Below are 18325 nucleotides of genomic sequence, written 5' to 3' on the forward strand. Positions count from 1 at the left end.
TCGACGTGTTATGCCAATACATCGACGTGTTATGCCAATACATCGACGTGTTATGCCAATACATCGACGTGTTATGTTAATACATCGACGTGTTATGCCAATACGCCTGCGTGTTATTATGTTAATGCATCAGAGCGATCGCTCATTCTCCAGAAGTGAGATTATCTAAAACTTGCTGAAATTCTGCTGTAGAAGGAATTGCGTAGGCGTTGGCGTAGCCTCTCGCAGAGAAGCCCGTCGTAGACATCGCTCCAATTACACAATTTGCACTACCTGAGTGTTAATTTCTGTTAAATTAGTCAATCTTACATCATTCGTAAACAATATTGCATTTAGAGATTTTGCAGTTGCTGCAATTATTGCATCAGGAAGCTTGAGTTTGTATTGTTTGCGAAATGTAATTGTTAAATTCTTAATATCATTATCAATACCAATCACTGTAATTTTATTTAAAAAATCAATAATTTGTGTTTCTTCATCTGAACTGAGACTCGGATAAGAGAGTAATTCAATCTCAGTAATCATTGAAATAAAATATTGTCCTGATGGTAGTGGATTTACCAAGCGACCACCCAAAAAGTATAAGACTATATTTGTATCTAACAAAATTAAAGGTTGTGTCAACACTACTCATCCCTAATTTGCTGCTGATATTCTAAAGGATCTTGAGTTAGTTGAATTACACCCGCGTACTGGTTTAAATTAAACTCTTGTTTTTGTTGTGATTGATGAGCTTCTAATATCTTCTCAATTTGCTGCCAGTCTTGATAATCGATCAACACTGCTACCGGACGCATGGCTTCGTCAGTCACAATTTTTTTCTTAAAAGGCAGCATGATTTTCTACATCAAGATACAACGTTTAACTATTTGCTCTTATCTTTAAGAGCGATATCTAGCAATGAGCCGCAAAGCTGCTCTATGCCTACGCTCATTTCCCAGAAGTGAGATTATCTAAAACTTGCTGGAATTCTGCTGTGGAAGGAATTGCGATCGCACTTTTGAAAAGCATTTTTAGCACAGATGGTTCTTCTATCCCATTGATAACTTCGACAATAGAGCTTGGCACTTCTCCAAACCGCGTTTCTAGAACTGTAATAATGCTTTCTCTCGCATTTTCAACAATTCCTTCTTCTTTTGCTAACCTTTCAATACTAGTTACGTACCGCATTCTATCTGCCTCCTCGTAACTTCTTACTTCTGTTTTAAAATTAAGCGCCAACTCTTTTGGCAAAACCATTATCCAGTCGATAAACCGAAATAACTCCCGAATATCTTCCCGGCTATATCCCCGTTCATACAGCCGTCTGACTAGGCTTAGTTTCCACTGTAGCCGATTTTCTAGGTTTCGTTGCGTTGCTTTGGTCTTGAGATGCGCCATCACAATTACACCAAAGGGGTTGGTTGTTTGCTCTAGGATTTCCCACCCTTGCTCATAGTCCAACAGTTTCGCTACAGGAAACTCTAAACTGACGCGACATCCGCCCAGTTGATAGCTGTAGCTAGAAGGTCGCCAATTCGCTTGTTCATCTGCTAAAACTGCTAAACTAATGACTCGCTTCTTATGGCGGTCAAACAAGCGGTAATTATATGTGTACATCCGTTCGGCAAATTGGCTGTCATATTGCCCTTGGACTTCCACATGAACCAATACCCAAGCTTCCTCTCCATTCAGTAGCCAAACTTTTGCGACTTTATCGACCAAACGCCGCCCAATTTCTGCATCCGGTTCTAGCTGTTGCAGTTCTGTGTCCAGAAATTCATAAGGTCGCGTCCAGTCGATTTCCGCATAAGCTTGGCTGAAAAAGAATTCCAGAAAGCGGGGGAAATATAGCTCAATGACTTCTTTCCAAGGACTATCGTAATCAGTAAGTTGCTCGGTCATGAACTAAAACAAAAAGTACCTCTGTGCCATTGGTAAAACTGTCGCAGGTTCACAAATCAGCAACTCACCATCTGCCCTAACTTGATATGTTTCTGGATCAACTTCAATGTGGGGTAGTCCATCATTCAGCTTCATATCTCGCTTAGTCAATTGGCGTGTTCCAGAAATTGCAACTGCTGCCTTTTGTAAACCTAGCTGGCTGGGAATTTCTTTCTCTAAAGCTGCTTGGGAAACAAAAGTTAACGATGTGGCATGACGCGCCCCTGCAAAACTACCAAACATCGATCGCATATAGACTGGTTGCGGTGTAGGAATACTGGCGTTAGCATCGCCCATTTGCGCCCATGCAATCATTCCGCCTTTAATGACTATCTCTGGTTTCACGCCAAAAAATGCAGGACGCCACAAACATAAATCTGCTAATTTTCCCTCTTCCACTGAACCCACATATTGAGCAATTCCGTGAGCGATCGCTGGGTTAATCGTATACTTAGCAACATATCTTTTTGCCCGAAAATTGTCTGCTCTTTGCTCTGTTCCTTGTGCGTTAAGACTTCCTCGTTGCACCTTCATTTTGTGAGATGTCTGCCAGGTGCGAATTATCACTTCGCCCACTCTTCCCATTGCCTGAGAATCGGAAGAAATTATGCTAAATGCGCCTAAGTCGTGCAAAATGTCCTCTGCGGCAATGGTTTCCCGACGGATGCGAGATTCGGCAAAAGCGACATCTTCAGCGATCGCTGGGTCAAGATGATGGCATACCATCAACATATCCAGGTGTTCGTCTAAGGTGTTGAGGGTGTAAGGGCGTGTGGGATTGGTGGAAGATGGCAGAACATTAGCTTGGCTGCAAACTTTGATGATATCTGGTGCGTGTCCTCCACCTGCGCCTTCGGTGTGGTAGGTGTGGATGGTACGATTTTTGAAAGCTGCGATCGTATCTTCGACAAATCCGGCTTCGTTCAGAGTATCAGTATGAATTGCTACTTGTACATCATAAGCATCGGCAACGCTGAGGCAAGTATCAATTGCTGCGGGTGTAGTTCCCCAATCTTCATGGAGTTTTAACCCCATTGCACCGGCGGCTACTTGTTCTACAAGTCCTTGGGGTTGACTGGCGTTACCTTTACCCAAAAATCCTAAGTTGACAGGAAAAGCATCAGCAGCTTGCAGCATTCGGTAAATATTCCAAGGGCCGGGGGTGCAGGTAGTGGCGTTTGTACCTGTGGCGGGGCCAGTACCGCCACCGATCATGGTAGTAATCCCGGAAGCGATCGCCACTTCAATTTGTTGGGGACAAATAAAATGAATATGGGCATCAATACCGCCAGCAGTGAGAATCATTCCTTCACCAGCTAAAGCTTCGGTTCCGGGGCCGATAATAATATCTACATTATTTTGAATATAAGGATTTCCAGCTTTACCAATTTTGAAAATCTTGCCATCTTTAATGCCGATATCTGCTTTGACAATACCCCACCAGTCGAGAATTAAAGCATTAGTAATTACTAAATCAACAGCACCATCGGCTTTAGAAATGGGGGATTGTCCCATTCCATCGCGGATAACTTTACCGCCGCCGAATTTTACTTCATCGCCGTAGGTGGTGAAATCTTGTTCAACTTCAATAAATAATTCTGTGTCTGCAAGTCGGATGCGATCGCCTACTGTTGGCCCGTAGGTTTCGGCGTAGGCGCGGCGATCCATTTTGTAAGGCATATAAAATCCTTTTTTTTAACGCAAAGGGACGCGGAGGGAAGCGCAGAGGTACGCGGAGGGTTTTAGAGGTTTCCGTTAATTTTGGCGTTGAAGCCGTAGACTTGGCGAGTACCGACGAGGGGGACTAGAGTTATTTGTTTTTCGTCGCCTGGTTCAAAGCGGACTGCGGTTCCTGCGGGGATATCGAGGCGCATTCCTCTGGCTTGTTCTCTGTCAAAGTTTAAAGCGGTGTTAACTTCATAAAAGTGATAGTGGGAACCGACTTGTATGGGGCGATCGCCTGTATTTGACACTAGCAATTTTATAGTTGGACGACCAACATTCAGTTCAATTTCACCTTCTGGTGTAATGATTTCTCCAGGAATCATAATAAATTAAAAACTAAAAAATTAACGAATTGGACTATGTACTGTCACTAACTTTGTACCATCAGGAAAAGTTGCTTCAACTTGCACATCATGCACCATTTCCGGTATCCCTTCCATGACATCATCTCGCGTTAAGAGAGTTGTACCATAACTCATCAATTCAGCTACAGTTTGCCCATCTCTTGCACCTTCTAAAATGGCAGCAGAAATATAAGCAACTGCTTCTGGATAATTCAGTTTTAAACCCCTTACTTTACGTCTTTCTGCTAATAAAGCAGCAGTAAAAATTAATAACTTATCTTTTTCCTGCGGCGTAAGTTGCATTCTTGCCTCTTCCTTCGCGTCCTTCGCGCCTTCGTGGTTCGTTCAAAGCTGCCACACTCTTGGTATACAATTACCACGATTTAAAAAAGAAACTCGCAGCAACTGCCAAACATTAATAAACCAGTTTCTAACCTCAGATGTAGAAGCACCGCGATATCGACACAATAATCCATGTTGTAACCGACTAACACCCGCTTCTCCTTTCCCATCCCATAAATTTCGCGTTTTTTCGACAATTTCTGATGAAACTGCACCACAAACCCAAACTAGACTACCTACTATTGGTTTTCCAGCCAAGCCGTGGGGACTGTGAAAAGTTTCTTCACTACCCCGTAACCATTGCCGATCGATCCATAAGGGAACATCTCGCTGCCAAATTTCCGTGTGCGATCGCCATTCCCCTTGCAAGAATTTTTCTCCTCTAGCACTGCGACCAAACCGGGTAATTTCCCAGCCTAACCAACTGCCCCCGGTTGCTAATTCTACCCGTAAATCTTGCCGATAAATCGCACCGTTAAATAAAATTGTCTCTTGCGGCAACCACTCCAAACAAGCGCCAGCATCAACTTGCATCTCGATGTTTTGTCTAGCTTGTAAGCCATTACTGCGGTATATCTTGCTTGCAGCAGCTGTAGTGATTAGGGCTTGGGCTTGGGGTTGGAGGTGAATGTTAGAGGATAAGCGATCGCCTCCCACCATTCCCCCAGCCGTGTGTAAAATGACGCTATGACAAATTTCCCCTTCTGGGTAAAATGGACGTTGTACCTTCAGGGGCGCTTGTTGGTGACTGTAAATTAATTGGGTTTTACCCTGGCGATCGGCATAGACTAAATTAAGTTTGCCATGCCAACCTTCTGCTGCTTGCGGATTGCAGGTCATTTATAAATTCAAGATTAAAGTTCAGATATCTTATATTTATTTAATGCATTCTCTGCTACTTTACTTGCAATTTATCATTGTTTTTCGCCCAGGTGTACGCTAGTGCGATAGACCATATAGATAAAACCACTTTCATCACGAAAGCGCTGATATAATTCTTGAAAATTATCAATAAGCTGTTCGTATGCCAAGCCTTCACGTGGCAAATAAGAAACACTCATTGCTCGCCCAATAAGTCCAGTTAAATCTAACTGTTGCCTATAAGTAAAAGTATATTCGTGGATATTAATAAAATAGGGAGTTACTAACAGTGGCTCTACCGACTGCATTCTAGATTCTGCTGGGTGATTATTAGATACTTCGCGGACTATTCGGCTATATTCTGTAGTTAACGCATCTTCTTGATCGCGATTATTCCACACGACAGCCAAGCGTGCTGATGGTTTTAAAACGCGGTGAAATTCTAATAAAGTTGGTTCGGGATTGAACCAGTGGAAAGCTTGAAAACAAGTAACTAAATCAATTGAATTATCAGGTAATTGGGTAAATTCTGCTGTTCCATCACGAAACTCTATTAAAGGATGTGGTTTAGCAGCTTCTCGCATCGCCGCGTTTGGTTCTATGGCGATAACATTAACTCCTCGTTCTGCTAACAATTTTGAAGAAATTCCTGTACCTGCACCAATATCTGCTGCTACGAGTTGTGAATTTTCACCTAATCCTTCCAAGATAATATCAATTGCATCTGCGGGATAGCTTGGTCGATATTTTACATAATCCTCTGCTCTGTCAGAAAATCGGTTGAGTGGGTTTAAGGTATGTAAGGGGGTTGTTTCAGGATTAATTTGACTCATAAGTTTTTATAGAAAAGAAGAAGTGCGTTGGCGTAGCCCGTCGTAGACATCGCTGTAGTTCAGAAAAGCGATATCATAACAATTAAACCGCTCTAAACAGTAACATCTACATACAATAATGGAAAGATTGCTAAACATCCACATTGAAAAACTACCTGAAGGCGTTTATTTAGCAACATCTGATGAGCTTCAAGGTTTAATAGCTCAAGGACGGACTGTTGCTGAAACTTTAGAAATTGCCCGTGATGTAGCGCGTAAGTTATTAGAAGCACAATCTCAGGATAAAGAACTAGATTATTTGCAACCAATAGCTGAACAATTTAACTATCCTTTAGTTGTAGGTCAGTAGTCAATTAATGGGACGGCTAGCTGGGTTTAGGTACAGAGAGATTATCAAAATATTAAAAACCTTTGGCTTTGTTTTTCATCGTCAAGCCGCAGGGAGTCATGAAATCTAGTTTAATCCTGAAACTAATCGTTACACTACTATTCCCAATCATTCTGGTGATATGCCAGAAGGAATATTACGTGCAATTTTAAAGCAAGCTGGTATTGAACCTGAAGATTTTATTAACCGCTCTTAGTAATAAAGGACGTTTATATTCATTTTGATTAAGCTTGTTTTTACTATTCTAACCAAGCTATCAAATCAGCAACTTCAGAAAAATCAAGCAACTCTTCGCCCAACTCCTCTAACTGTTCAGCAGATAAATTCCTAACCTGCTCAACTAATGATACATCAATATCATCAAAGCGCCGTTTAAGCTGACGACTAATCAATTTAAACGCTTCTTTTTGAACGATATCTTGATAAATTACAGACTCTTCCATATTATCTGCAAAAATTTTAGTCCCTCTTCTGCTCGTCTAACCAAGCTACTAAATCAGCAACTTCAGAAAAATCAAGCAACTCTTCGCCCAACTCCTCTAACTGTTCAGCAGATAAATTCCTAACCTGCTCAATTAATGATCCATCACTATCACTAAAACGCCGTTTAAGTAGACGACTTATTAATTTAAACGCTTCTTTTTGAACGATATCTTGATAAATTACAGACTCTTTCATAATATCCTCCCGCAAAAATTGCCGAATCAAATCCTTATCAAACCGCAAACCCACCAGAATTTCTACACAACCCGCAATATTTTGTCGCTCCTCCCTATCTGAAATTGTAGCGACTTGTTCAGCTACTTGTACCAGTAAAGTTTGCGGCGAGTCAGTTCACGTCAAACTTGCTAAAAGTGAAGTATTTACTAGAAATGTTGCTAAGTCTTGCTCCCATAGGCGAACTACACGAATGAAATTGCTTGAGTTTATAAAAATTACAAAAAGCAGCTACTTTTTGATACAAGTAGCTGCTTTGAGAGATAAAAGATAGTAACAAATAAACTATTTAAACTTAGAAAAGTTGGTTGTATAAAAATAAGGTATTAACATCTAAGAATCTTGCCCAATGTAGGATAGAGTAGTCTAACAATCGTATTCTTCTTTCCACTTCGAGAGGTATATAGGGACTTGTTGATAATTGTTGTCTAAATTTACTTGTAATAGATGTTAATTCACAAGCATCACCATATCTCAAATACACAAGCTGATCTCGTATATCCGAACTTAGACTTTTATCATTATCAACTGCATCAATAAAATCTTCTAATCTTTGATTGATATTTTTTCTAGCATAACTTGCTTGTGTTTCTAAGATGTAATTCATGGTGAATGTGATTTATTAAATATTGATATTATAACTGTTATTTTTATACTGTTTATTCATTAGCAGAATATTTGTACTACTATTTTCGCGCCCTTTGTGTTCTAGTCTGCTGCAACGGCTTCACCAACCAAGCGCGTTTCAAACAAAAAAACAGCTGCATCTATTAGGAAGCAGCTGTTTTCACAAATTATGTAACTACAAAGTATTAGTAATCGAAGTCGCCACCGCCAGCACCAGCACCAGCAGGAGCGCTATCTTTAGGTTCGGGCTTGTCAACTATAATACATTCGGTTGTCAACACCATACCAGCGATGGAAGCAGCGTTTTGCAGAGCAGAACGAGTCACCTTGGCAGGGTCAACAATACCAGCCGCTAACAAATCGACGAATTCGTTGGTTGCAGCGTTGTAGCCAATGTTGAAGTCTTTCTCTTTCACGCGTTCAGCAATAACAGCACCATTCTGACCGGCATTTTCAGCAATCCGCTTCAGAGGTGCGGGTAAGGCGCGAACCACAATCAAAGCACCAATCAACTCTTCATCCTTAAGGTTGCTCTTTGCCCACTCTTCCAAGTCGGGAGCCAGGTGAGCTAGAGTTGTACCACCACCAGGAACGATACCTTCTTCCACAGCAGCTTTGGTGGCGTTGATAGCGTCTTCTAGGCGCAGTTTCTTATCTTTCATTTCGGTTTCGGTTGCTGCACCCACTTTCACTACAGCAACACCACCAGAGAGTTTAGCAAGACGCTCTTGTAATTTCTCTTTGTCGTAAGAAGATTCGGTTTCATCGATTTGACGACGAATCTGTTCGACACGAGCTTTAACAGCAGCTTCGTTACCTTCGGCAACAATTGTGGTGCTGTCCTTGGTGATTGTGATTCGGCGAGCTTTACCCAGGCTATCCAGCTTGGTGTTATCTAGCTTCAGACCAGCATCTTCGGTAACTAGTTGACCACCAGTTAAAACGGCAATGTCTTCTAATAGTGCTTTGCGGCGATCGCCAAAGCCAGGAGCCTTAACAGCAGCCACGTTGAGTACGCCGCGCAAACGGTTTACTACCAAGGTTGCCAAAGCTTCTTTTTCAATATCTTCGGCGATAATCACCAAAGGACGACCAGCACGAGCCACTTGCTCTAACACTGGTACAAGGTCTTGCACTAAAGCAATTTTCTTATCAGTCAACAGTAGGAAAGGCTCATCAAAAACCGCTTCCATCCGTTCAGCGTCGGTAGCGAAATAAGGAGAGATATAGCCTTTGTCAAAGCGCATCCCTTCAGTGATTTCCAACTCGGTGAACATAGATTTCCCTTCTTCTAGGGAAATTACGCCTTCCTTGCCCACCTTGTCCATTGCTTGGGCAATCATCTGACCAACTTCTTCGTCATTACCAGCCGAGATCGCACCAACTTGGGCAATGGCTTTGGAATCTTCCACTGGACGGGCGTGTTGAGCAATTTTATCTACCAGGAAGCTGGCAGCTTTGTCAATACCACGCTTCAGTGAAATTGCGTTAGCACCAGCTGCAACGTTCCGCAAGCCTTCTTTGACGATCGCATGAGCTAATACGGTAGCGGTGGTAGTACCATCGCCCGCAGCATCATTGGTCTTAGAAGCAGCTTGACGAATCAGAGCTACACCAGTGTTTTCAATGTGGTCTTCTAATTCGATTTCTTTGGCGATCGTTACACCGTCATTGACGATTTGCGGTGCGCCAAACTTCTTTTCTAGGACTACGTTACGACCTTTGGGGCCAAGGGTAACAGCTACAGCCTCAGCCAGGATGTCAATGCCTCGTTCTAAGGCGCGACGGGCGTTTTCGTTGTAGATAATGCGCTTTGCCATAATTTATTGTTAGTTGTCCTTTGTCATTTGTCATTTGTCTTTTGTTTTACCCTTCGGGAAGCCGCCCGGAGGGCATCTACGTCATTTGTCATTTGTCCTTTGTCATTGGCTAATGACTAATGACCAATGACCACTAGATAACAACTGCTAAAATATCTTTTTCAGAAAGCAGTACATATTCTTCAGTGCCGAGCTTGATGTCAGTGCCAGCGTACTTAGAGTACAGCACCTTATCGCCGACTTTAATTTCCAATTCCTGACGGTTTCCATCGTCATTACGCTTGCCAGGGCCAAGAGCCACTACTTCCCCTACTTGGGGCTTTTCCTTGGCGGTATCGGGCAAATACAGACCACCTGCGGTCTTCTCCTCAGAGGCGCTCACTTTTACGAAAACGCGATCGCCTAAAGGTTTAACTGTAGAAACGCTTAGAGATAAAGCTGCCATAATTATTTTCTCCAGAGTTTAGCACTCTCAACTCCTGAGTGCTAATTTACCGAAAAGTGTCGTCCAATGGCAAGAATGCCTTGAGTACGGGTTCCCGAACTAGAAGGTCATAGATGTACTTAAGTATAAATGCTTAATTATTTATACCTTGCGGGTTTTGTTCTGTAAGTTACGAAGAGAGTAGGGAATGGGGAATAGGGAAGAATTTTCATAACTCTTAATTCTCCACTCCCTACTCTCCAGTCAACTTTATTTGCAAAGCTTGCAAATTGTTATAGAACTGTAATCAGGGAGCCGCTCGATGAGTAACAATACAGTGATAGCGATCCAGTCCAACCATCAAATTCCTAAAAAACTCAATCTTTAGAACATAAGACCCTGAGTAATTGTGTAGAAAGTTTAGGACTTGCAAAAATTCAGCGAGACATTTTTATTTGCGCTGACCAGGCAATTGCTGCTCAAAACGAGCTAGTCTGGAATTCTGGGATTACTTAAAAAAGCGACTTAAAGATTTAAAACTCGATGAGCCGTACTAAAGTCATTCTATTTGCGTCTATAAAACTAAAGCCAACTGCTTGCGTGTTTCTGGTTCTAGATCCATAATGGTGATTTACCCTGATGGTGTCTGGTATCGCCAAGCAAACCCGGAAGTTACTCTGCGGATCGTCCGAGAACACTGAATAGGTAATAAGGTGGTAGAAGAATATGCGTTTTCAATCCATCTTTTGCCTGAAACTTCCCTAGTTTCTTGTGAACACCTCATAGAGGCTTAACAACGAAAGGATATGGTATAGCAGTAGGCTTTAAGAAAGTGCGGGTTGGTTTTGAGGTAGGGTCATCTTTAAGCCAATACTTACTTGTGAGTCCGAAAGATTATTATTTAATCAGTGTTTTTTACCCCGCCCCTTTCAAAGCGATATATAATAGCGCATTATAGATACTACTGCTATACGTATCCTTGCTGGACTTTTGCTATCGAGCTACTAGTCTATTGAAAGTGCTCGGCATTTTTGAGACTTCGAGACAGCAAAGGCAAGTTAAGTAGGAAAAGGACAACATCTCGAATAACCCACCATAGAGGATAAATATTCAAGACTTTGATGGACCGAAGCGCGACAAGTGCCACTGCTATGAAAGAGCCCAGCATGAAAGATCACAAACGACTTCTATTGATTGATGATGACCCTAACCTCATCTTGCTGGTGAAGGATTACTTGGAATTCCGGGGATATGAAGTCATCACCGCTGAAAATGGACGTGAAGCTCTGGAAATTTTAGAGCAAGATGTTCCAGACATGATCATCTGCGATGTGATGATGCCGGAAATGGACGGATATACTTTTGTGGAACAAGTCCGGCAAAACGAACGCACCAGCTGGATTCCGGTTCTTTTCCTTTCAGCTAAGGGACAAAGTGCAGACCGAGTTAAGGGTCTGAATAAAGGTGCTGATGTTTATATGGTCAAACCCTTTGAACCAGAAGAACTCGTAGCGCAAGTTGAGTCCTCGCTGAAACAAACTATCCGTTGGAAAGAACACCAAGCAAAAGGAGGCGAAAACGGTTCCCGTATCCAAGTTCCCTTCGATGTGCAATTAACCCCAACCGAACTGAAAGTAGTTCAGTTTGTTGCTAGGGGTTTAGCTAACCGTGAAATTGCTGAAGAACTCAATGTTAGTCAACGAACGGTTGAAAGCCATGTGTCCAATATGTTGGGCAAAACCAATCTCCACAATCGCACTGAACTAGCGCGGTGGGCGATTGAAAATCAAATGGCCTAAACAAAGTTAAGAGTTAAAAGTTAGGAGTTATGAATTTTTTAATTCCTAACTCCTAACTCCTAACTAATATTTACCAACCATCTTCTTCAGGGCTGGATTGGTGCAAAACTTCTAAATCCAGTTCATCCAGGTAAGTCAAGGCACTTTCAATCTGGGAAACAGTGCCCCGTAGTTCCAGATCAAAGCAGCTATATTGTGGCACGTTTGCGCTTATCTCGGCAGTAGCAATAATTACTGTGATCCCATAGTGAGAAACCAGTCGTGAAATGACTGGTTCCTCATGCAAGTCTTTAGGAATACGAACCTGGATGCGAGTTTGGGTGCGTCTATTATCTAAAATATCAGTATTATATTTTACTTGTTTATTTGGAATTGCCATTCTAGCTTCCTATTCGACTTCTGGGATGAGGGTTTGGCTTTGTACGACTTCTTTTAACACTAGCGTTACTCATCCTATGCACGCAAACAGTAGCAAATGATTCATAATTCATCATCAAGATTCGATGAGATGAATTATGGATTACTATAAAAGTGCGATCGCATTTAAGTGGATTATAAATTTATTAACTTATAAGTAAATCTTTGTTGAAAGATGAATAAACATCTTGGAGAATAATTCTCCGATTAAATTTTAATCAAGTGTTGCTTTTACTATTAACATTTAATGCTATTGGAATTTCGATCGTAAATTCCGTTCCACGAGCAAGTTCAGACTTTAGCTGGATATTTCCCTGATGTTTCTCAATAATTTGATGGCTAATTGCTAAACCTAGCCCCGTTCCTTTGTTGATGGGTTTAGTTGTAAAAAAAGGCTCGAATATCTTGCTTTGAATCTCGGAATCTATTCCATTACCGTTATCTCTAAATGTAATGATGACTGTTTCTAATTTAGTTACTTCAGTTTGAATTATAATTTGCTTTGGGATCTGATTATCTAGCTCTAGTAAAGCATCAATGCCATTACTAAGGATATTCATGAATACTTGGTTTAGTTGTGCTGGATAACATTGAACTGGTGGGAGATTTCCATATTTTTTTATAATCTCAATTTTTGGTTGTAATCGATGATTTAAAAGTAATAAAGTACTTTCAATACCTTCATGAATATTCACAGCTTTTTTATCTGACTGATCGAGTCGAGAAAAGTTTTTTAGGGACAGCACGATGTCACGAATCCGATCGGTTCCTATCCTCATGGATGAAAGAATTTTTGGTAAATCATCGATGATGAAATCAATATTAAAGTCGCCAAATTTCTCTTCAAATAAAGAATACGAATCTGGATGTTCTTGTTGATATAGTTGGATTAAATTTAAAAGACAGTTGACATGGTTATTCAGATGATTAAAATTACCGTGAATAAAATTAACAGGATTATTAATTTCGTGGGCTAAACCTGCAACCATCCGACCCAAGCTAGACATTTTCTCTGTCTGGATCAATTGAACTTGGGTAGTTTGTAATTCTCGTAAGGTATTTTCTAACTGTTGTGCTTGAAGTTGGGCAGTAGCAGTTGCAGTAGTGAGTGCTTTGAGGTTATTGTAAGCTTTGGAATGATAACGAATGCGGGCAATTAACTCAACTGGATCTGGTAATTTGATTAAGTAGTCATTAGCGCCTTCAGTAAAAGCTTCTGCTTTGAGCTTTGCTTCTTCTTTACTGGATAACATGACTATTGGTACATCACGAGTTACTGGATGAGAGCGAAACCAACGCAGTAACATTAATCCATCGATATCTGGCATGATCATATCCAAAAAGATCACCGTTGGTTCTATGGCGATCGCATCTTGAATAGCCTGAGCTGGATTGCTTGTATAGTGAAGGGATATATCTGTTTCTGTCGCAACCATCCGACGGAAGGCTTCGCTGATAATTACCTGATCGTCAATTAGCAAAAGCCTGACTGTAGATATTTTGGCATTCAGAATAAATGGTGCAGCTTGTGGAGTTTGTGGTTGACTCCAGTTTGGTGATAATCTTGCTGTCTTTGGAGATATTTCTAAAAGTGCTGTTTCTTGCAGGTTCATTTAGTACCTCTAAATAGGTCTTTGTTTTTAATACTACAAACTAGACAGTTAAATCTACTAATCGGCAATTGTCGCAATTATATCTCAGTATTTGAATACGTTAGTGTTTTGCAATACTTCGTAAAGGTTTTTTAAGTATCTGCTTTCATACACATATTTCATTTATAGTATAAAGTAACACTAGTTAATTAAGTATTATACCGTAAAGTTGATGCAGGCTGATGCGATCGCCTCAACTGGCAAAACCTCTACCGCAGCTTTTAATTCGACTGCTACTTTCGGCATACCATAAACAACGCAAGTTTTGCGGTCTTGAGCAATAGTATGCCAACCTGCTTCGCGCAATTGTTTTAAGCCTTGAGCGCCATCTCCTCCCATCCCCGTCAGCAAGGCCCCAACCCCTTTTCCAGTCCAATTTTTAGCCACACTCTTGAAGAAAACATCAATTGATGGACGATAGAAAAAATGTAGTGGTTCTTTGTCATAGCTAAAGGTGAGGTCGGGACGCATTATTAAATGAAGATTTGTGCCAGCAAGCAGAACTTTACCAGGCTGTGGTGTAGAACCTGCGATCGCAATTTGCACAGGCAGAGGAATTTGCTCATTCAACCAAGCGGCAAAACCTTCGACAAATTGAGCATCTATATGTTGAACAACAACCACAGCCGCTGGAAAATCTTGGGGAAATTGAGAGAGAATAGTTTTCAATGCCTGGGGCCCACCAGTGGAAGACCCCATCACAATTAGAGGTGGAAGTGATTTTGAGTGATGGACAGGCGGCGATCGCCGATGTGAAGATTTGCCAATTAAGCGGGCGATCGTGGCAATTTTATTTAGTAACCCATCATCGCCTAAGATTGGCGTATTGATGGCATCCAAGGCTCCATACCCCATTGCTTCAAAAACCTTGGCTGCATAGCGATTAACGCTAGCTGTTACCATCACAATCGCGCAGGGAGATTGTCTCATGATATGCCGTGTAGCTTCTACTCCATCCATGCTGGGCATCAGCACATCCATCAAAATCAAGTCGGGAGTATCAGCCGCACACTTGCTCACAGCTTCCGCACCATCGTAGGCAACCCACGCCAGCTTGTAACCTGGTATTTTTACCACAGCCCGCCGCAGTACCTCTACAGCCATTAACATATCGTTAGCGATCGCAATTCTCACAAATTATGACATTTCTCCAAAATAACGCGACAAATACAACAGATAAAAACCCAGATTAAATCTAGGATCAGCCCTTTCAAGGTGGTGAAATTTAAAACGAAAATTGGTAATTTCAATATTCAAAAAGCCCAAAATCTCGGCGGAGGATTCAAAATGGTAGGACTGAAACAATGTATCTTTGTTCGTCACCTTGAAAGGGCTAGTCCTATATAATTTAAATGCCTTTGCCATATAGTCGAAAACTCCAGTTTATAAAGCATAAGGAGTAACCAATGAAGCACTTTACCCTGTTTACTTTTCTGTATCTAGCAGCGGGAGCTTGCCTAACAGCGATCTTCTTTGGAAATTCTGACATCACTCCAAACGTTAGAACAATTCTGCTAATTAATGCTGGACTGTTATACCTTACCTCTGTCCTAAGTACTTTTCCATTTTGGCGCAATCGCGTACTACAAAGCGAAGCGAGACTGCGCGATAAACCTGCTTGGGATCGGAATATTGTGATGATTATACCAATATTCATCATTGTATTGATGCTTGTTATAACCATCCCCGACCTGGTGAATCACAACTGGACAACTCCGGTAATCGCCAGAGCATCTGTAGGGCTACTAGTCATCCTACTTAATGCAGAACAACTTTTTATCAGAAACCAAATTCGGCAAGAATCCTGATTACTAGACAGACAGTACAGGGAGATGGATGAGATTTTTTGTCAATGCGTAAGTCCTAGATTCAGCTCTTTCAAGGTGGTGAAATTTGGAACGAGAATTGCTAATTTCAACATTCAAAAAGCCCAAAATCTGAGCGGAGGATTCAAAATGGTAGCACTGAAACAACGTATCTTCGTTCGTCACCTTGAAAGTGCTAGTTCTAAAATCTTACTTTCTTAATTACGAATTACGAATTATTATCAAGCCTCTCCAATTAAATCAATCACCGCCTTTAACAGAGTGTCGTCATGAAAGCTGCTCTTAGTTAAGTAGTAGTCTGCACCTGCTTCTAATCCTTGCAGTCGGTCTTCTTCCCGGTCTTTGTAAGAAACGATAATCACAGGTGTTTGCTTCAACTTGGCATGAGTTTTTATCTGGCTGGTGAGTTCAAAGCCGTTCATCCGAGGCATATCAATATCTGTTACTACCAAGTCATAATCGCCGCTGCGGATTGCATTCCAACCATCAATACCATTAACCGCCACTTCCGCTTTGTAACCATTGTTTTCCAAGAGTTTGCGTTCCATTTCGCGCACAGTGATCGAATCATCTACTACTAATACTCGCTTGTAAGTTTTGGTAACTGCCTGATGAGCAGACTGATTTACCTGAGAAAGTTGTCCGCTAGAAAACACCTTCGCAATAGAACGTACCAAATCTTCAACATCGACAATCAATACTGGAGAACCATCATCCATCAGGGCTGCGGCGCTAATGTTTGGGACTTTACCAAGACGGGGATCTAAGGGTCGGACAACCAAATTGCACTCACCGAGAAACCGATCTACAACTAATCCGTAACGATTGAGGCGATCGCTAATTACAATCACTGATAACGATTCTATATTCACCGCAGGCGAGGCTAACTCTAAAACTTGACTTGCTAAAATCAACTCCACAGGTTGATTATTTATCAGGAAAAATGGGCGATTTTCCGATACAGCAATCTTAGACTTCGATAATATCAACACCTGTTCAATGCGCGTTAGCCCAAAAGCATAGGGTTCGCCAGCAATTTCTACCAACAGGGTGCGAATCACAGATAACGTTAGCGGTAACTGCAAGTGAAAGGTCATACCCCTTCCCAACACAGAAACCGCCCGTAGTGTGCCGCCAACTTCCCGCACTGTGCTATGGGCGATATCCAGCCCCACACCGCGTCCCGAAATTTCGGTGACAGTTTGGGTTGTGGAGAAACCAGGCAAAAATAAGAATTCCATCAACTCAACTTCGGTAAGTTGGGCTGCCATTTCCGGGTTTGTCAGTTGCTTGCTGATTACAACTTGGCGCAAAAACTCGATATCGATTCCCCGTCCATCATCTGCAACGGTGATAAACAACATTCCAGCGCGATGGGTAACTTCAATCCGAATAATTCCTTCTTCTGGCTTTCCTGCTGCTAAACGTTCCTGGGGCAATTCAATGCCATGATCGATCGCATTCCGCAGGATATGAGTTAATGGAGCTTCCAGACGTTCTAAAATATCTCGATCTACCAAAGTAGATTTCCCGACGATTTCCAGTTTCACCCGTTTACTCAATTGTCTAGCTAAGTCGCGCACCATCCGGGGAAATCCCTGTCCTCCATCCGCAAAGGAACACATTCGGGTAGCAATAACTTCTTGATATAAGCGCTGGGAAAGGTTAGCAGAACGCTGAGAAAATTGTTCTAGTTCGTTTTGGCGATCGCTTATCATCTGGTAACATTCGTGAGCTTTTTGATGAGTTGCACTCAAGGTTTCCTTAATTTGCCGATCCAGATGATATTTGCCCAATAACTCCTGCAACTTCTCCAGTAAGTTGGACAATTCCCCCTGATTGCTTCTCAGTTTCAGCAAAGAGTTAGCAAATGGTTCTAATAAATTCGCCTCAACTAAAGACTCTCCTGCTAAACCCATCAAGCGATTCAAATTTTCAGTACTCATTCGCACCGCCCGATTTTGGGTGATGCCCAGTTCTTCTAATGGGGATGGGGAAATAAGGGTTGTCTGTTGGTTGTCTTCTAACTGCGCTGTTGTGATTAGGGGATGAATTTCTGTAGAGGTTGCCTCTGGAGTTAGGATATTAGCGATCGCCCTCACCAATGATTGAATGCCAACATCTTCTAACAGCTGTAAATTTGGGTTGGCTGTAACCATTTGAGCTATCCGCAAGAGCATATCTACCCCTTGCAGCAATACATCAATGCGATCGGCAGTTAAGGTAACTTTTCTCTCTTGAGCCGCCACAAAGCAGTCTTCCATGACGTGAGCAAGGTTGACAGCCGGATCGATTTGGACAATTCGCGCAGCGCCTTTGATGCAATGGGCTGCGCGCATTAAAGCTGCGAGTTCTTCTTGGGGATCGGGCTTCGTCTCCAGTGCCAACAGGCGATCGTTCAATACCACAACTTGGGCTTTTACTTCCATGTTGAATAAATCAAGCAAGGAAAGATTGCTGACATCAAATTCTTCTAACATTACTACACCTTCCTAGAACACCGATTCATTAATCCTGGAAGAACCTCTCCCTCAACCCCTCTCCTCGTAAGCTACGGTGGTGTACACAAGTCTCTTAATCTGCACCTTTGATGCATCGCCCTGCACGTTTGTTGTATCGACTCGCAC

General features: G+C 41.9%; 19 protein-coding genes and 2 pseudogenes. 4 read left to right on the plus strand and 17 right to left on the minus strand.

Annotated elements, in window-relative coordinates; all coding sequences use genetic code 11:
* Positions 1–255: 255 nt before the first annotated feature.
* The 8 genes from RMZ42_RS01295 to RMZ42_RS01330 form a co-directional block, all read right to left on the minus strand.
* Positions 256–627, minus strand: a complete 372-nt coding sequence (locus RMZ42_RS01295; protein ID WP_322669687.1) for a type II toxin-antitoxin system VapC family toxin — start codon at positions 625–627, stop codon at positions 256–258.
* Entirely contained in the window at positions 627–812 is a 186-nt protein-coding gene (locus tag RMZ42_RS01300) for a hypothetical protein (RefSeq protein ID WP_322669688.1), read from the minus strand. The genes RMZ42_RS01295 and RMZ42_RS01300 overlap by 1 nt, the downstream gene beginning before the upstream one ends.
* A 118-nt stretch (positions 813–930) precedes the next feature.
* The gene (locus tag RMZ42_RS01305; protein ID WP_322669689.1) at positions 931–1884 is read right to left on the minus strand and encodes a transposase; all 954 of its coding nucleotides are present in this window, start codon (positions 1882–1884) and stop codon (positions 931–933) included.
* A 3-nt stretch (positions 1885–1887) separates the two neighbouring features.
* Positions 1888–3603, minus strand: coding sequence for an urease subunit alpha (gene ureC / locus RMZ42_RS01310; RefSeq protein ID WP_322669690.1), 1716 nt, complete (start codon positions 3601–3603; stop codon positions 1888–1890).
* A 62-nt stretch (positions 3604–3665) separates the two neighbouring features.
* Positions 3666–3971, minus strand: a complete 306-nt coding sequence (locus RMZ42_RS01315; protein ID WP_322669691.1) for an urease subunit beta — start codon at positions 3969–3971, stop codon at positions 3666–3668.
* Positions 3972–3992: 21 nt separating this feature from the next.
* Positions 3993–4295 carry an urease subunit gamma gene (gene ureA, locus RMZ42_RS01320; RefSeq protein WP_322669692.1) on the minus strand — a complete coding sequence of 101 codons (303 nt, stop codon included), beginning with the start codon at positions 4293–4295 and terminating at the stop codon, positions 3993–3995.
* A 42-nt stretch (positions 4296–4337) separates the two neighbouring features.
* A complete protein-coding gene (locus tag RMZ42_RS01325) occupies positions 4338–5174 on the minus strand; it encodes an urease accessory protein UreD (protein ID WP_322669693.1) in 837 nt (278 codons plus the stop codon).
* 74 nt (positions 5175–5248) lie between these two features.
* Positions 5249–6028, minus strand: coding sequence for a class I SAM-dependent methyltransferase (locus RMZ42_RS01330; RefSeq protein ID WP_322669694.1), 780 nt, complete (start codon positions 6026–6028; stop codon positions 5249–5251).
* Between the two features lie 118 nt (positions 6029–6146).
* Between RMZ42_RS01330 and RMZ42_RS01335 the strand changes: the two genes are divergently transcribed.
* The gene (locus tag RMZ42_RS01335; RefSeq protein WP_322669695.1) at positions 6147–6377 is read left to right on the plus strand and encodes a DUF1902 domain-containing protein; all 231 of its coding nucleotides are present in this window, start codon (positions 6147–6149) and stop codon (positions 6375–6377) included.
* 7 nt (positions 6378–6384) lie between these two features.
* Positions 6385–6612: pseudogene (locus RMZ42_RS34610) on the plus strand (type II toxin-antitoxin system HicA family toxin).
* 43 nt (positions 6613–6655) lie between these two features.
* Here RMZ42_RS34610 and RMZ42_RS01345 read toward each other — a convergent pair.
* The 5 genes and pseudogenes from RMZ42_RS01345 to groES all read right to left on the minus strand — a co-directional run bounded on the left by RMZ42_RS01345 (position 6656) and on the right by groES (position 10025).
* Positions 6656–6859, minus strand: coding sequence for a DUF4351 domain-containing protein (locus tag RMZ42_RS01345; RefSeq protein WP_322669696.1), 204 nt, complete (start codon positions 6857–6859; stop codon positions 6656–6658).
* 16 nt (positions 6860–6875) lie between these two features.
* Positions 6876–7325: pseudogene (locus RMZ42_RS01350) on the minus strand (DUF4351 domain-containing protein); the annotation flags it as partial.
* Between the two features lie 103 nt (positions 7326–7428).
* Positions 7429–7740, minus strand: coding sequence for a hypothetical protein (locus RMZ42_RS01355; RefSeq protein WP_322669697.1), 312 nt, complete (start codon positions 7738–7740; stop codon positions 7429–7431).
* Between the two features lie 205 nt (positions 7741–7945).
* Entirely contained in the window at positions 7946–9580 is a 1635-nt protein-coding gene (groL, locus tag RMZ42_RS01360) for a chaperonin GroEL (RefSeq protein ID WP_322669698.1), read from the minus strand.
* 133 nt (positions 9581–9713) lie between these two features.
* Positions 9714–10025, minus strand: coding sequence for a co-chaperone GroES (gene groES / locus RMZ42_RS01365; protein WP_094348596.1), 312 nt, complete (start codon positions 10023–10025; stop codon positions 9714–9716).
* A gap of 1100 nt (positions 10026–11125) precedes the next feature.
* Between groES and RMZ42_RS01370 the strand changes: the two genes are divergently transcribed.
* On the plus strand, positions 11126–11803 hold the full coding sequence (locus tag RMZ42_RS01370; protein ID WP_012407592.1) for a response regulator transcription factor: 678 nt from the start codon (positions 11126–11128) through the stop codon (positions 11801–11803).
* A 70-nt stretch (positions 11804–11873) separates the two neighbouring features.
* Here the strand turns inward: RMZ42_RS01370 and RMZ42_RS01375 are convergent, their stop codons facing one another.
* The 3 genes from RMZ42_RS01375 to RMZ42_RS01385 all read right to left on the minus strand — a co-directional run bounded on the left by RMZ42_RS01375 (position 11874) and on the right by RMZ42_RS01385 (position 15006).
* The gene (locus RMZ42_RS01375; protein WP_322669699.1) at positions 11874–12182 is read right to left on the minus strand and encodes an NIL domain-containing protein; all 309 of its coding nucleotides are present in this window, start codon (positions 12180–12182) and stop codon (positions 11874–11876) included.
* A gap of 256 nt (positions 12183–12438) precedes the next feature.
* The gene (locus RMZ42_RS01380; RefSeq protein WP_322669700.1) at positions 12439–13833 is read right to left on the minus strand and encodes an ATP-binding protein; all 1395 of its coding nucleotides are present in this window, start codon (positions 13831–13833) and stop codon (positions 12439–12441) included.
* A gap of 195 nt (positions 13834–14028) precedes the next feature.
* Complete coding sequence (locus RMZ42_RS01385; RefSeq protein ID WP_322669701.1) at positions 14029–15006, minus strand: chemotaxis response regulator protein-glutamate methylesterase; 978 nt, start codon at positions 15004–15006, stop codon at positions 14029–14031.
* Between the two features lie 272 nt (positions 15007–15278).
* Here RMZ42_RS01385 and RMZ42_RS01390 point away from each other — a divergent pair, with 272 nt between their 5' ends.
* Positions 15279–15680, plus strand: a complete 402-nt coding sequence (locus RMZ42_RS01390) for a hypothetical protein (RefSeq protein WP_322669702.1) — start codon at positions 15279–15281, stop codon at positions 15678–15680.
* A gap of 239 nt (positions 15681–15919) precedes the next feature.
* Here RMZ42_RS01390 and RMZ42_RS01395 read toward each other — a convergent pair whose 3' ends face one another.
* The gene (locus tag RMZ42_RS01395; protein WP_322669703.1) at positions 15920–18178 is read right to left on the minus strand and encodes a hybrid sensor histidine kinase/response regulator; all 2259 of its coding nucleotides are present in this window, start codon (positions 18176–18178) and stop codon (positions 15920–15922) included.
* Positions 18179–18325 lie beyond the last annotated feature (147 nt).

It is taken from the genome of Nostoc sp. DedQUE05 (genome assembly GCF_034530955.1).
Classification (GTDB): domain Bacteria; phylum Cyanobacteriota; class Cyanobacteriia; order Cyanobacteriales; family Nostocaceae; genus Nostoc.

Excerpts from the sequence above, each read along its gene's own strand:
- ureC (WP_322669690.1), bottom strand. The coding sequence starts at position 3,603 with ATGCCTTACAAAATGGATCGCCGCGCCTACGCCGAAACCTACGGGCCA.
- RMZ42_RS01380 (WP_322669700.1), bottom strand. The coding sequence starts at position 13,833 with ATGAACCTGCAAGAAACAGCACTTTTAGAAATATCTCCAAAGACAGCA.
- ureA (WP_322669692.1), bottom strand. The coding sequence starts at position 4,295 with ATGCAACTTACGCCGCAGGAAAAAGATAAGTTATTAATTTTTACTGCT.
- RMZ42_RS01375 (WP_322669699.1), bottom strand. The coding sequence starts at position 12,182 with ATGGCAATTCCAAATAAACAAGTAAAATATAATACTGATATTTTAGAT.
- groL (WP_322669698.1), bottom strand. The coding sequence starts at position 9,580 with ATGGCAAAGCGCATTATCTACAACGAAAACGCCCGTCGCGCCTTAGAA.
- RMZ42_RS01330 (WP_322669694.1), bottom strand. The coding sequence starts at position 6,028 with ATGAGTCAAATTAATCCTGAAACAACCCCCTTACATACCTTAAACCCA.
- RMZ42_RS01345 (WP_322669696.1), bottom strand. The coding sequence starts at position 6,859 with ATGGAAGAGTCTGTAATTTATCAAGATATCGTTCAAAAAGAAGCGTTT.
- RMZ42_RS01315 (WP_322669691.1), bottom strand. The coding sequence starts at position 3,971 with ATGATTCCTGGAGAAATCATTACACCAGAAGGTGAAATTGAACTGAAT.
- RMZ42_RS01325 (WP_322669693.1), bottom strand. The coding sequence starts at position 5,174 with ATGACCTGCAATCCGCAAGCAGCAGAAGGTTGGCATGGCAAACTTAAT.
- RMZ42_RS01370 (WP_012407592.1), top strand. The coding sequence starts at position 11,126 with ATGGACCGAAGCGCGACAAGTGCCACTGCTATGAAAGAGCCCAGCATG.
- RMZ42_RS01355 (WP_322669697.1), bottom strand. The coding sequence starts at position 7,740 with ATGAATTACATCTTAGAAACACAAGCAAGTTATGCTAGAAAAAATATC.
- RMZ42_RS01390 (WP_322669702.1), top strand. The coding sequence starts at position 15,279 with ATGAAGCACTTTACCCTGTTTACTTTTCTGTATCTAGCAGCGGGAGCT.
- RMZ42_RS01305 (WP_322669689.1), bottom strand. The coding sequence starts at position 1,884 with ATGACCGAGCAACTTACTGATTACGATAGTCCTTGGAAAGAAGTCATT.
- RMZ42_RS01395 (WP_322669703.1), bottom strand. The coding sequence starts at position 18,178 with ATGTTAGAAGAATTTGATGTCAGCAATCTTTCCTTGCTTGATTTATTC.
- groES (WP_094348596.1), bottom strand. The coding sequence starts at position 10,025 with ATGGCAGCTTTATCTCTAAGCGTTTCTACAGTTAAACCTTTAGGCGAT.
- RMZ42_RS01335 (WP_322669695.1), top strand. The coding sequence starts at position 6,147 with ATGGAAAGATTGCTAAACATCCACATTGAAAAACTACCTGAAGGCGTT.